Below are 14,555 nucleotides of genomic sequence, written 5' to 3'. Positions count from 1 at the left end.
AGGTAGATTTATTTAGGATTATTACTTTCCCCCGACAGGTATGGTTTCCAAGCCATCCTGTTGGGGATTTTTTTTTGTAAAAGCACAAAAAAATAGGGCCTGTTTCACAACAGACCCTAAACATACTTACTAAAACTAAATTAACCACTAAAAAAACTAATATTTTTTAATCCTAGAGAATAAGGTGAAGAACACCTTAAATCTAAAAACCTAATCTATGACACGAAATCATCCCGATTTCTTGATTGCAAAGATAGGGGTTTTATATGAAACCGCCAAACTTTTTCCCAACTTTTTTTCTAAGAGTGGGCTTTTTTATCGGGATTTCACATTATTTAATCAATAACTCCCCTACCTTCACATTTTAGAACCTATAGCCAACGGTCATCAGTAACTGGTGGCGCTTGTTGTTTACTTCCGTTACAGGAGCTATATTAGCGCCAAACTTACTATTATCCTCTGGATAGTAACTCATGTATGGATAAAAATCACCATTCTGAGAAGAATACTGATAAGCTACATCAATAGACAATTTCTGATAATTGAATCCTACGCCAACCGTGAAACGATTGGTAGCCTTCCAATTAGTATAGTCACTAGAAGCAGAGGTGTTTACTCCATTGTTATCATTAGCATCTGCACCACATATCAAAGATTGATCACGAAAGCCATACTTGTCAAACATTGGTGAAACATAATTGTATCCAAAACGTAACGCCAACATTTGTATTGGTTTATACTCCATACCTATTTTTAAAGTACTAACCCCATTAAGAGAAGATTTTGTATTTTCATTCATGACTTTATCACTAGTACTTGACTCATAATACTCTCCCCAATAGCCATCATAATAACCACCATCTTTAATTCGAGTATCCATATGATTATACCAAGCATATTCATAAGTAGCACCTAAAGCAATATTAGAACCTATGGTATGTCCTAAACTAGCACCAACCTTCCATGGAGTGTTTAATCGAAAATCATAATCCGAAATGTTATGATAATCAGAATCATATAAATTGCCAGAAATTCCTGGTTGCGATTCAGATGGAGCAAAAGACTTTGGCAAATTGTAAGCTTCCATATCAATAGCGGAACTACGAGTCAAATCATAGAAGACTGGAGAATTCACGTAAACTCCAATACGGAAAGGAGAATCGACAAATGGTCTAAATATTGCACCAAATTTAACATCAAAACCAGTACCTGTGATTTTAACTTGCTCCATAGAGTTGGTTGCTGCATTTACAGAACTACCATCTGAGGCCGTGCCCACTTGTTCCAATATTTCCCCATAAGAAGAATTGCTTTTATAATGCACATCATGCAAACCAACTGTCAATCCTAACCACACGCGATTGTTAAGGGAACCTGATATATTAAAATCATATACGCCAATGTAACCATGCTGATACTGCCCAAAAAGGAAATCTTCACCTTTCAAACTATTCATCATAGAACCATCAGCATTAGTTCCAAACATATTTTGATAACCATAATCTACACCCGTAGCAATCATATCTCCTAAATAATTGGAATAGTCCTGCAAATCTTTAGAGGATGCATTAGGATGACTTTCTGCATAGTCATTTACTTCTTTCCGTATTTTAGCATATTTAGCTGCAGTTAATCGATTTTGTGAAGCACCATCCAATCGTCCTACGGCAGTAAGTATTTGATTAAAATTTGTACTTTTATGATAATTAAAGCCCAAATTAATATAATTGCTGCCTTTACTGCTAGGCGACCATACAAAACCTGCTTGATCAAAACTAGGTTTTGATTTTTTACCATCAAATGATAATGTCGAACCATTATAATTAAGGGCTGTTTCTGCATCAGTCTGAGCAACCACACCAAAAGTCATACTAACCTGGCTTTTACGAAACAATCCAATACCAGCAGGGTTGCTACTCATAGTAGAAATGTCTGCACCTAATGCTTCCATTGCACCACCCATGCCCACATAGCGAGCTGTACCAGTAAGGCTGTTCTCTGCCATCTTGGTATTCTGATAAGTCTCTTGTGCAAGAGCAGGTACAGACATCAGCCCTAACATCGCTAAAAGAAAATATTTAGAATTTTTCATTGTGAAAATCTATAATCATTAAAACCTATTATATCTATTATCTTCGACGGCCAAAACCGCCACCAAATCCACCACTAGAACGAGCACCACCTACACTTCCACCACCGAAAGAACCGAAGTGACTACCTCCGAAACTAGAAGAAGAATTACGGAATGAATTATTATTTCCATTATTGCGTGGCTGGAAATTAGAGAAATTTTGGTTATCGACATTTCGACGTGTCATGTTGCCATAACTAACCCTATTACCATTTACCCGATAATTACCTCTTGAAGGAGCGCCTATACCATTATTACTATATGAAGGTCCAAAGTTTGTTCCATTAGAGTTGAATCCACGAGAGCCGCCATAACTTACATGTCCGTATATCGGACCGCCCCAATACCAAGGATTGTAGTAGCCGCCCCAGCCATAATACCAAGGGTCATACCAGCCGCCATACCAGCCGCAGTAACCATAATACCATGGATCGTACCAAGGGTCGAACCAAGGATCATACCAGCCGGCATAATAGCCGTAGCGCCATGGATTGTGCCAGCCCCACATACGGCTGCGCCAGTAGTAAGGACCGTAACCATAATAATCGTAGAACCACGGATCATAGAATCCGTCCCATCGGCTCATCTCGCGTGTGCGTACGAAATCCTCATCCCTATCAGCATACTTCTGGGCGAAGTAAGCATCATCATAAATGCTATCTGGCGCCACACCCTTGCCCACATGGAACTGGATAATGTCATTGCCCAGGGAATCTTTCCCTACATTCTCATAATGGCTGAAGATTCTGCCGCCTCGATTGTATTCATCAACCGATCGGTCGCTTCCGCTCCAAAACAGCCGATAAATACTATCTCTACGTGCCCGCTGTTCAGCATACTGGCGCTGGAGCAGAGCCCGTCTTTCAGCCTTTTCCTTGGCCTCCTTCTTCGGATTGAAGTAGAGGTCATCGTCCTGTGCCATCGAAGTGAGTGGCATCGCAGCTGCGATAAGGACTGCAAGAAGATACTTTCTTTTCATATTCTGTTCTCCTATTTATTTTTTCTCTTTTCTTTCTTCTATTTTTCTCATCCCGAATCATCATCAATCATCAGGAAGAAGGCTCCCGAAAGAGCCCTTTTCTGATTATATAATAATCTGAATGCAAAAATATTGCTTATCTTTATGCAAAAATACAGAATTTCCCTAAATAATTGTAGGTTTTCTCCTATTTTTTTATAATTTTGCAGAAGATTTAAAACAAATCTAGCTTTTTTGAACATTCGAAGGCGTTTTTAGACAAGAAATTAATACAAATTAAATATGAAATATTTAGTAGCAACATTCACTATTGAAACGACTGCCGACTTGATGCAGGCCTCTCAGGATCTGCTTGCCGATGGTGCAGCCGAAGCCGGATTTGAATCTTTTGAAGAAACAGAAACCGGACTGGAAGCGTATGTGCAGAAAGAACTCTTCGACAAGGAGATACTGGATGCCTATATTGCTGATTTCCCTATCGGGGATACGAAAATTACCTACGAGGTGAAAGATGCAGAAGACAAGGATTGGAACCAGGAATGGGAAGAACAGGGATTCGAACCAATTTATGTGGACAACCAGGTGGTGATTTACGATGCGAAACATCCCGAACTCTATCCCGATACGAGCAACAGACCCGACATTATAGAAATAGGTATTGAGGCGAAACTGGCGTTCGGAACAGGAAACCACGAAACCACACGCATGATTATTTCCCAGCTGCTCCACATGCCTATCAGAACCAAACGCATCCTGGATTGCGGAACGGGTACGGGAATCCTTGCCCTTACCTGCTCAAAACTCGGAGCGAAAGACGTGGTAGGCTACGATATTGACGAGTGGAGCGTGGAAAATGCCAAGCATAATGCCGTGCTCAACGGCGTAACTAACATGGAAGTTCTCTTTGGCAACAGTCAGGTAATCAACCACATCAGCGGCGTTTTCGACCTGGTTCTAGCCAACATCAACCGCAACATTCTGCTCGACGACATGCGCGCTTTCCGTAGCGTGATGAACATCGGCGGAACCCTGGTTCTGAGCGGCTTCTACGAAGAAGATATTCCTGTACTCCTGGAGAAAGCAGAAGAACTGGGAATGCATGAAATAAACAGACAGATTGACAACAATTGGGCCTGCCTTGTTTTAGGTTCATAAAGATTCTTTTCTGATTCTAAACATTCAGAACGAAAAATCTGAAATCAGAAATATCAGATAAAAACATACGAATAAAGGTTGGATTTTCGCATATTGCCAAAAGTCCAACCTTTATTCCATGAATTTCTTCTCATTATTATTGCTTCCTATGCAGAGCTGCTTGAGCTCATAATAACTGCCGTTGTAAATATTGAAATCTACGTAGCCTTTAATGCCCGGCAACTTGCCCACATCCGTATGCTGCCAGAACTTCCATTTGCCCTTATACTGAACCTTGTCAACATAATAGTGGGCTATCCAGTAAGGATAATCTTCGAAGACAGGCGCACTCAGATATTGCTCCTTGAATTTATAATAGGTGTAGATGATAGGTTTAACATGATACTTATCCTCTACAATATGCAGCCAGGTAAGCACATCACGCTGGAAATCCTCCACACTCTTATCTGCCGGCTTATGTTCAATATCCAGTACCGGAGGCAAATCGCCATCCGTAAGATGAACCTGGTCTAGGAAATAATAAGCCTGTTCTCGGGCTGTCGACTTATTGCTCCAGAAATGATAAACACCCCGGATGAAACCGAAATCGCGAGCCTGATTAAAGTTCTCGCGGAAATTCTCATCGAGCCGTGAAGAACCTTCCGTACTCTTGATGATGACGAAGCGCACAGGACACCCCTTGATCATCGCATTCTTGAGCTGTTCCCAGTCTATCTTGCCCTGATAATGCGAAATGTCGATTCCATGAATCTCGTAACCTTCAGGATATTCAGCATCGCCATAAAGCGCACGCCAGCGGAAACCAGTTGGACCTACAAAGAAATGATAGAACAGAAAGACATAGAGCACGATAACCGCCGTTCCGCCTATCCACCATGCCCAACGGGGATAGCGTTGCAAAAAAGAAGACGAACGCCTTCTACCACGGGAGCCGCCACGCCGAGGAGTTTTCTTTCTCGCCATGGCACTCTTTTTCTGTGAAGAAGCCGTTCGTCTTGTTGACATATAAAAAAATATTTATTCTATTTTTTACTTAGCCTGCTCCAACTGGAGAGTCTTTGTGGTCTGGTCGCAAACCTCAGAAGGACCCCAGTACTGGATAGGACCTGGATAAACGTAAGATGTTTCCTTAGCCCACTCATCGCGCTTAGAAGCGAAGAACTTGAATGGAGCGCCATCCAGCTCAACGAGAGCCTTGCGGATAACTGGCTTGTTAGCACCATTACGACGCTCGATGTTCATCATCATAGTGATTGGCACACCACCTGCAATCCACTCGGCTGCAGGAGCTGTTGTGTTCTTGATGATTGACATGTAACCGGTCTTGCCGTTAGCGATGAGGCGTGAAGCGTTGAAACCGAGTGAGTAGCAGTAGTCAGCATCGTAGTTAGAAGGAGCTGCGCAACGTCCCTCGTAACCGAAGAAGTGGTGCTGTGCAGAGAACTTACCTACGTACTTACCCTCCTTCTTCCATGCAGCCAACTTCTCAGCTACCATGCGAGAAAGCAACTTCTCTGTCTCGATGAGAGAAACCTGTACGTTTCCGTGAGGGTCGCGGTCGAGGCAAAGCTGGCGAGCTACGTCAGCTGGCAAAGACTCCAATACTGCGAGGTTGTCCTTAGCGATGGCACCCTTAACGAATGCAATCTGCTCCTCAGCACTTGCAAACTCACGGCTCTCGCCTGTTGCAGGGTCTGTAAGAACCTCGTTCAATTCTGCGATGAGCTTCTTGATAGCTGGGATGAACTCGATCAGGCCCTCAGGGATGAGAACAGTACCGAAGTTGTTGCCCTCAGCAGCACGGTTAGCTACTGCAGTTGCAATATAAGTAACAACATCATCGAGTGACATTTCCTTAGCCTCTACCTCCTCAGAAATCAAGCAGATGTTTGGCTGAGTCTGGAGAGCGCACTCAAGAGCGATGTGAGATGCTGAACGACCCATCAGCTTGATGAAGTGCCAGTACTTACGTGCTGAGTTACAGTCGCGCTCGATGTTACCGATGAGCTCAGAATATGTCTTGCAGGCTGTATCGAAACCGAAAGAAGTCTCAATCTGCTCGTTCTTCAAGTCGCCGTCGATAGTCTTAGGGCAACCGATTACCTGTACGCCATACTTCTTGGCAGCATAGTATTCTGCGAGAACGCAAGCATTGGTATTTGAGTCGTCACCACCGATGATGACAAGTGCCTTGATGCCGAGTTCACGAAGAATCTCAATACCCTTCTCAAACTGGTCTTCCTTCTCAAGCTTGGTACGTCCGGAACCGATGATATCGAAACCACCAGTATTGCGGTATTCGTCCATGAGTTCAGAAGTAATCTCCATGTACTTATGGTCAACGAGACCACCAGGACCGAGGATGAAACCATAGAGCTTGTTAGCTGGGTTAAGAGACTTCACACCGTCGAAGAGACCAGAAATCACGTTGTGACCGCCAGGAGCCTGACCACCTGAGAGGATAACACCTACGTTGAAAGCAGGAAGTTCCTTAGCCTCACCTGCCTCGAATGTAATAACAGGCATTCCATAAGTGTTAGGGAACAACGCCTTGATTTCATCCTGATTACCTACTGACTGTGTTGCTGCACCTTCAACTGCCTTTACTGGGCCCTGGAGAGCCTTAGGCAATTTTGGCTGATAAGCAGCTCTTGCAATCTGCAATGCACTTTTTTCCATAATTCGTTTTTATTTTAATTAGTTGAAACTTCAAAAACATCTGCAAAAATAACTCTTTTCTGCGAGATACGGAAAGAAAAATGCTAAAAATGCGTTAATAGATACATTTTTTCCCAAAAAATGATGTTATTTCAAAGAAAATGATTATCTTTGAGCGATATTTTTAATTATTCATTAATTAGGAGAAAAGAATTATGGCTAATAAAAGAGATTTAAAGCGCACAATCAACTACATTACAAGCGAACTTTTCGCCGAAACAGTAGCTGCATCTTTGTATAATGGTAAGCCTTCACAGGAAGATGTGGATGGCATTCTTTCAGCTATCGTCATGATCAACGGCGATTACATCAGCCGCGTGTCTCACCCGGAACCGGGAATCAAGAAGGGTGAATATTATAAAAAGCTCATAGGCGACTTCAACAAGCAGATGAGCGAAATCATCGACCAGATTTCAAACTTGGCATAATCCTATTATCATCAGAATCAGAAAATACACCTATTTATATATATGGTAAAAGGAATTTGTCAATGGATATTGTATAAGCGCTTGGGCTATAAGAAAATCATCACCCAGGAGCTTCCTGAAAAGTATATTATCTGCATGGCTCCGCACACCAGTAACTGGGACCTGATCCTGGGCCAGCTCTTTGCCCATGCTGAGGGAATCAAATGTAATTTCCTCATGAAAAAGGAATGGTTCTTCTGGCCGCTAGGTCCTATCTTCAGAAAGATGGGAGGTATTCCTGTGTGGAGAAGCAAACATACTAGCATGACGGATAATCTGGCTGCAGAAGCGGATAAGCGCAAGGCTTTCGGACTGTGCATTACGCCCGAAGGTACCCGCTCGCTCAACCCGGAATGGAAAAAGGGATTCTATTTCATAGCCCTCAAGGCGCATCTGCCTATCCATCTCTATGGGCTTGACTATGAGAAGAAGGTCATCCAATGCACCAGGCAGATTATCCCGTCAGGAGATGTTGACAAAGACATGCGTGAAATCAAGTTGTACTTCAAGGATTTCAAAGGAAAGAAACCGGAGAAGTTCACAATCGGAAATATTGATTAAACGTTAGAAGATAACGGTTTAGTCAGCTATTAAAGAAGGAGTATTCGTAAAGTGAAACACCAAAACATAACATATTGTTTGATAAGCAGTTTGCTGTTAGCCGCTGGAGCTTCGCTTCAGGCTAACGGCAAATCGTTTTTTCCTATCTACGACGAGGCGAACAGCGGCGCATGGCAAGGCATAGATTATGATGGCGACCCATGGGTGTTTAATGTTTCCCGCCCTTATTTCGTTACGGCAGGACTACAGAACAGGCATCTTTCGTTATGGGCCTCGCACGGACGGTATTATTATGCCGACAGAGATGTATGGAAATGGCAACGCCCTAACCTGTTTTGCACAAACGAAGATCTCTTTACCCAAACCATCGTCGTGCCCTACCTCATCCCGATGCTCCAGAATGCGGGAGCCATCGTCTTCACACCCCGCGAAAGAGACTGGCAGACGAACGAAATCGTCATCGATAATGATGATGCTGTCAAGTCGGTTTATTATTTCGAAAAGGAGGGGAGCAAGCGATGGAAAAACTGCGATTCGGTCGGTTTTGCCAACCGCTCCCGACTGAAAGATGGGGAAAATCCGTTCCGCATGGGAACCGTGAGACAGGCGAAGGCTACCAAGCGCAAGAAAACCAGCCAGGTAAGCTACCAGCCCCGTTTCAAGGAAGCCGGCAAATACGCAGTCTACGTAAGCTACCAGTCGCTACCCAAGAGCGTGAGCGATGCAAAATACATCGTTTATCACAAGGGCGAAGCCACGGAGTTTTCCGTTAACCAGCGCATGGGCGGAGGCACCTGGGTTTACCTGGGCACCTTCGATTTCGACAAGGGCTGCAACGAGTTCAACCGCGTGGTCTGCACCAACAAGGCTTCACGCCGTGGAGTAGTAACTACAGATGCTGTCCGCTTTGGCGGCGGCATGGGAAACATAGAGCGTGGCGGTTACACCAGCGGATTGCCCCGTTGCCTGGAAGGAGCAAGATACTACGCCCAATGGGCTGGTGCTCCTTATAAGGTTTATGGAGGCAGAAAGGGAGAAAATGATTACGCCGACGACATCAACACCCGTTCGCTGATGACCAACTGGCTGGGCGGCGGTTCGGTTTACATGCCTGCCAGGAAGGGCAAGCACGTGCCTATAGAACTCTCGCTGGCGCTTCATAGTGATGCGGGTTACAATAGGGACGGAAAATCTACCTTTGGAGCCCTCGCCATCTGCACCACAGATTATAACGACGGAATACTGAACAGCGGAATCTCCAGATTCACATCCAAGGATTTCGCCAGGGCTTTGCGCGATAATCTTGTTACGGATCTGACGGCTCAGTTCGGAGAATTCGGCAAACGCTACCTATGGGACAGAAACTATTCTGAAACCCGTCTGCCGGAAGTTCCGTCGGCTATTCTCGAAATGCTTTCGCATCAGAATTTCCCTGACATGAGAATTGCTCAGGATCCGCTCGGAAAATTCTATATCGCACGCTCCATCTACAAAACCATCCTGCGCTTCGTAAACAGCAATCATGGAACCCGATACGTGGTACAGCCGCTGGCTCCGCAGAACTTCAGCGTTACGCAGAACCAAGGTGTTGCCCTACTCTCCTGGACTGCCCAGCTGGACAAGACGGAACCATCTGCCCGCCCTACTTCTTACATTATTTATAAGGCTGAGGGACAAGGCGGTTTTGACAACGGAACCATCGTGAACACCACCCGCTGCCAGATGCAGCTGGAACCGGGCAAACTATATCATTTTAAGGTGGCTGCGGTTAATGCAGGAGGAGAAAGTTTCACCACCGAAACCCTCTCTGTGCTCTATAATCCTGCTGCCAGCAAGTCTGTGCTCATCGTAAACAATTTCCATCGCCTAGCCTCTCCGCAGGTCGTGGATGATGAGGAAAGGCAGGGATTCGACCTCAATCAGGATCCGGGCGTAAGCTACGGACTGACGGCGGGATGGAGCGGCAAGCAGCAGGTGTTCGACAGAAGCAGAATGGGCAACGAAACCAGTTTCGGACTCGGTTTCAGCGGCAACGAAATGATTGGCAAGTTTGTGGCAGGCAACGACTTCAACTACGTTCAGGCGCACGCTACAAGTATTGCGGCTTCGGGCAAATATAATATTTCCAGCTGTTCGAGCGAAGTCATCGCCAGCGGCAGGGTTCAGATGAAGAACTATCAGGCAGTTGACCTCATCAACGGACTGGAGCGCCATGACGGCTATACTCACGCCTTCTTCAAGTCGTTCACGCCTGCCCTGCAGAACAGCATCAGGCAATACGCCAGCCAAGGCGGCAGAATCCTGATAAGCGGTTCTTACACCGGAAGCGACATGCAGACTGAAGAGGAACAGGCGTTTCTGAGCGATATTCTGAAACTCAGCTATGAGCCTACAGGTTCTACGGCCATCACCAGGGACATCAATCCCGAAGATTCAACCGTAACAGAACGAGACAGTATTGTCTGCACTTCGCCTAACGTCAAGGGTTTAGGTCTGCAGTTCAGCTATTATAACGAGTTGAATGCCCAGCATTATGCGGCAACCCATCCCGAGATATTGAAACCGGTTGGCAATTACGCCTTCACGGCGATGCAATACGATACGGGAACGAGTGCGGCGGTTGCCTACAAGAGCACTACTTACCGCAGCTTCGTCATGGGATTCCCGCTGGAATGCATCATCGACGAAAGAACCCGCACCAGCGTGTTGCTCGGCATTCTTAAATTTCTGACAGATTAAATTCTAAGTAAAACAGATAAAAAATTTTAAGCTTATGTATAAGATTCAAGCCAACCAGTCTGGCACTCGCTCTATCGAAGTGAGCGACCAGCATTTAGAGACCATCGAAAAGTATCAGTTACTCCGCAACCTCGTAGACAGCACAGGCATTATCGACGAGGAAGTGCTCGATAAACTGAAACTTAATGTGCGTTCACTCCTCGAGAGCAGCGACATCAAGGATAAGGAGTTGCTCGATCTCTGTCTCGACGTCATCTACAATCAGAACATGAAGGCGCTCGGTCTTCACAACCTCGTTCTGCTCTACGTAGACTGGAAAGACAAGAAACAGGCTGAGGCTGCAGCAGATGCAGAACCAGACGCAGTAAATGATTAAAAAATATTGAATGGATTATAAGTTAACAGATTTCTTACCTACCACCAAGAAAGAATGCGAGTTGCGCGGATGGGACGAACTCGACGTCATCCTCTTTTCAGGAGATGCTTACGTTGACCACCCATCCTTCGGTCCTGCCATCCTCGGACGAATGCTGGAAGCCAACGGCTATCGGGTAGCCATCGTTCCCCAGCCCGACTGGCACGGCGATTTCCGAGACTTCAAGAAACTCGGTCGTCCTCGCCTCTTCTTTGGTGTTTCTCCGGGCGCCATGGACTCGATGGTGAACCGCTACACGGCCAACCGCCGCATGCGTAGCGAGGACGCTTTCAGTCCCGACTCCCGCCACGACATGCGCCCCGACTATCCATCTATCGTCTATACGCAGATACTGAAGAAACTCTTTCCCGACGTACCTGTAGCACTAGGCGGTATTGAGGCTTCGTTGCGCCGCATCAGCCACTACGACTATTGGAAAGACGAGCTCCGCAAGTGCATTCTCTGCGATTCGGGCGCCGACCTCATTCTCTACGGAATGGGCGAACGTTCTATCGTTGAACTGGCCAATGCCTTTGCAGAAGGCAAGACGCTTAGCCAGATCCACGAAATGCCGCAGGTGGCATTCTACTGCAAGGAGAATGAGATTCCGGGCGGTTTCAAGGACGATGACATCATCCTCCACAGCCACGAAGAATGTCTCCACAACAAGAAGGGACAGGCTGAGAACGTGCGCCATCTGGAGGAAGAAGCCAACAAGATGCATGCTCAGCGCATGATTCAGGAAGTTGACGGCAAATATGTAGTGGTAAATCCGCCTTTCCCGCTGATGACTACCGCGGAACTGGATGCGGCTTTCGACCTGCCTTATACGCGTTTGCCTCATCCTAAATACAAGGGCAAGACCATTCCAGCCTACGAGATGATCAAGTTCTCCGTGAACCTTCATCGTGGCTGTTTCGGCGGCTGTTCTTTCTGCACCATTTCTGCCCATCAGGGTAAATTCGTGGTTTGCCGCAGCAAGGAGAGCATTCTGAAGGAGGTGAAGAAAATCATCCAGATGCCTGATTTCAAGGGCTATCTGAGCGATTTGGGCGGTCCTTCTGCCAACATGTACGGAATGCACGGCAAGAATCAGAAAGCCTGCGAAGTGTGTAAGCGTCCGTCGTGTGTAAACCCTCAGATTTGTCCGAACCTCAATACCGACCACAGCAAGCTTCTGGAGATTTATCATGCTGTAGATGCTTTGCCGGGAATCAAGAAGAGCTTCATTGGTAGTGGTGTGCGTTACGACCTTCTGCTGCATAAGAGCAAGGACGAAAAGGTGAATCAGGCGGCTAGAGAATACACGCGCGAACTGATTACCAAGCACGTGAGCGGCCGACTGAAGGTGGCTCCTGAACATACGAGTCCGGAGGTCTTGAAGTTCATGCGCAAGCCATCGTTCGACCTCTTCTACGAGTTCAAGCGCATCTTCGACAAAATCAACAAGGAAGAAGGTCTGAACCAGCAGATCATTCCTTACTTCATCAGTTCGCATCCGGGCTGTCATGAAGAAGACATGGCCGAACTTGCCGTCATTACGAAGGGACTGGATTTCCATCTGGAGCAGGTGCAGGATTTCACCCCTACTCCTATGACCATTTCTACCGAGACCTGGTACACGGGATACGATCCTTACACCCTGGAGCCGGTCTTCAGCGCCAAGACTCAGAAAGAGAAGCTTGCCCAGCGCATGTTCTTCTTCTGGTACAAGCCTGAAGAGCGCCGCGCCATCGAGAGTGAACTTCGCCGGATAGGCAGAGCCGACCTCATCGACAAACTCTACGACAGGAAGAGCATGGGTGGCAGTTTCAAGGGTAAGAAGACGCATTATGACGATAAGGCGATAGGTTCTACATACGATAATCCAGGTGTAGGAAAAGGTGCTAAAGGCAAGCGTGGAGCTGGCAGAAATGCTTCTGAACCGAATGCAGGAAAAAGCCGTGGCAGAAATGCTTCTGACCGCTTTGCCCCAAAGGGATATGGCAATGTGGGTTGCTATGATGAGGAGAAATATCTGAATAACGGAAAATCTCTAAAATCAGGTAAGCCTTCGAATGCCAACATCCGTGATGCCGTAGCAGCGGCGAGAGCCGAGCTGAGAAATCAGAAAGACCAGGGTGCCGGCTTCTTCAAGGACAAGAAGAAAAAGAGTTTCAACCCTAATTTCGACAACGACAACCATAACCGCAAGAACCGCTACAACAGCGGGGATAAGAACGAACGCGGCGGTCGTGGAAATCAAGGAAGAAATGAAGGTAGAGGCAGAAGAAGATAAATGCTAAAAAGAGGGTGAATCATATATTTATGACTCACCCTCTTTCATATTATATACTGAACTTTCCCAAAATAATTTAGTACTGTCTCAAAGCACCGAGTAATTCAGCATTCTCGCTCTTGTTTCCTATCGTAATTCTCAGACAGTTGCCGCACAACTGAACCTTATTGCGGTTTCTTACGATAATGCCTTGTGCCACCAGATAATTATAGATGGCGTTGGCGTCGGTCATTTTAGCCAGGAAGAAGTTTGCATCAGTAGGATAAACCTTCTCGCAGATAGGCAGATCCAGGAATGCAGCCATTACCTTAGAACGCTCCTGCAGGATGTTCTTCACCCATTCGTCAACCTTCAGCGGATTCTTCATCACTTCCAGCGCATGCTCCTGAGTAAGCAGATTGACGTTATAAGGATATTTCACCTTATTGAATATGTCAACAATCTCCTTGCTCGCAAAAGCCATTCCCAAACGGAGGGCTGCACAGCCCCATGCCTTACTCATGGTGTTGAGCACAATCATGTTGGGAAATCTGTCGAGTACGCTGCGGAATGTGCGCTCCGAAGAGAAATCGCTGTAGGCTTCGTCGATGATGACAATACCCTGGAATTTCTGCAACACCTCTACGATTGCCTCGCGGTTGATGTGATTGCCCGTAGGATTGTTCGGACTGCAGATCCAGATAACCTTTGTCTGTTCATCGCAGGCTGCCAGGAGTTTTCCGGCAGAAATCTGATAGTTTTCATCGAGCAGCACAGAGCGATACTCCACATCGTTGATGTCTGCGCATACTTCATACATTCCGTAAGTAGGTGCAATCGCTACTACATTATCCTTGCCCGGGCGGCAGAATACACGGTAAACCAAATCGATGGCCTCGTCGGAACCGTTGCCCAGGAAGATTTTCTCTTCAGCCACACCCTTAATCTTGCTGATCTGCTTCTTCAGTTCAACCTGCAGCGGATCAGGATAGCGATTGTAAGGGTCATTATATGGATTTTCGTTGGCGTCGAGGAAGACGCGGGCATTTCTGCCTGCAAACTCCGTACGGGCGCAACTGTAAGGTGCCAGATTCCAGATGTTCTCTCGGCACAAATCTTTCAATTCTTTCATT

General features: G+C 46.1%; 11 protein-coding genes. 6 read left to right on the top strand and 5 right to left on the bottom strand.

From position 1 onward, the window contains the following. Positions 1–364 precede the first annotated feature (364 nt). Both FO447_RS04815 and FO447_RS04810 read right to left on the bottom strand, forming a co-directional pair. Positions 365–2,092: a hemin receptor gene (locus FO447_RS04815; RefSeq protein WP_200757949.1), complete on the bottom strand. Its 1,728-nt coding sequence runs from the start codon at positions 2,090–2,092 to the stop codon at positions 365–367. A gap of 37 nt (positions 2,093–2,129) precedes the next feature. Then, positions 2,130–3,110 (bottom strand): hypothetical protein, encoded by a 981-nt coding sequence (locus FO447_RS04810; RefSeq protein WP_200757947.1) that lies wholly within the window; start codon positions 3,108–3,110, stop codon positions 2,130–2,132. Positions 3,111–3,392: 282 nt separating this feature from the next. Here FO447_RS04810 and prmA point away from each other — a divergent pair, with 282 nt between their 5' ends. Then, positions 3,393–4,265, top strand: a complete 873-nt coding sequence (gene prmA / locus FO447_RS04805) for a 50S ribosomal protein L11 methyltransferase (protein ID WP_200757945.1) — start codon at positions 3,393–3,395, stop codon at positions 4,263–4,265. Positions 4,266–4,376: 111 nt separating this feature from the next. Here the strand turns inward: prmA and FO447_RS04800 are convergent, their stop codons facing one another. Both FO447_RS04800 and FO447_RS04795 read right to left on the bottom strand, forming a co-directional pair. After that, positions 4,377–5,228, bottom strand: coding sequence for a glycoside hydrolase family 25 protein (locus tag FO447_RS04800; RefSeq protein WP_117586208.1), 852 nt, complete (start codon positions 5,226–5,228; stop codon positions 4,377–4,379). A gap of 66 nt (positions 5,229–5,294) precedes the next feature. After that, positions 5,295–6,944, bottom strand: a complete 1,650-nt coding sequence (locus tag FO447_RS04795; RefSeq protein WP_118065096.1) for a diphosphate--fructose-6-phosphate 1-phosphotransferase — start codon at positions 6,942–6,944, stop codon at positions 5,295–5,297. Positions 6,945–7,138: 194 nt separating this feature from the next. Here FO447_RS04795 and FO447_RS04790 point away from each other — a divergent pair, with 194 nt between their 5' ends. From FO447_RS04790 to FO447_RS04770, 5 genes are all read left to right on the top strand, one after another. Beyond that, positions 7,139–7,411: a hypothetical protein gene (locus FO447_RS04790; protein ID WP_117694106.1), complete on the top strand. Its 273-nt coding sequence runs from the start codon at positions 7,139–7,141 to the stop codon at positions 7,409–7,411. A gap of 42 nt (positions 7,412–7,453) precedes the next feature. Continuing rightward, complete coding sequence (locus tag FO447_RS04785; protein ID WP_022121200.1) at positions 7,454–8,011, top strand: 1-acyl-sn-glycerol-3-phosphate acyltransferase; 558 nt, start codon at positions 7,454–7,456, stop codon at positions 8,009–8,011. A gap of 90 nt (positions 8,012–8,101) precedes the next feature. Next, a complete protein-coding gene (locus tag FO447_RS04780) occupies positions 8,102–10,750 on the top strand; it encodes a fibronectin type III domain-containing protein (RefSeq protein ID WP_200757943.1) in 2,649 nt (882 codons plus the stop codon). Between the two features lie 34 nt (positions 10,751–10,784). After that, complete coding sequence (locus tag FO447_RS04775; RefSeq protein ID WP_117727774.1) at positions 10,785–11,126, top strand: hypothetical protein; 342 nt, start codon at positions 10,785–10,787, stop codon at positions 11,124–11,126. Positions 11,127–11,136: 10 nt separating this feature from the next. Further along, complete coding sequence (locus FO447_RS04770) at positions 11,137–13,443, top strand: YgiQ family radical SAM protein (protein ID WP_200757941.1); 2,307 nt, start codon at positions 11,137–11,139, stop codon at positions 13,441–13,443. Positions 13,444–13,519: 76 nt separating this feature from the next. Here the strand turns inward: FO447_RS04770 and hisC are convergent, their stop codons facing one another. Continuing rightward, entirely contained in the window at positions 13,520–14,554 is a 1,035-nt protein-coding gene (gene hisC, locus FO447_RS04765; RefSeq protein WP_117727772.1) for a histidinol-phosphate transaminase, read from the bottom strand. Position 14,555 lies beyond the last annotated feature (1 nt).

Origin of the sequence: Segatella copri, from assembly GCF_015074785.1 — a bacterium.
GTDB lineage: Bacteria > Bacteroidota > Bacteroidia > Bacteroidales > Bacteroidaceae > Prevotella.
The sequence above is the reverse complement of the archived record's forward strand: the minus strand, read 5'-3'. Positions and strand labels throughout refer to the sequence as shown.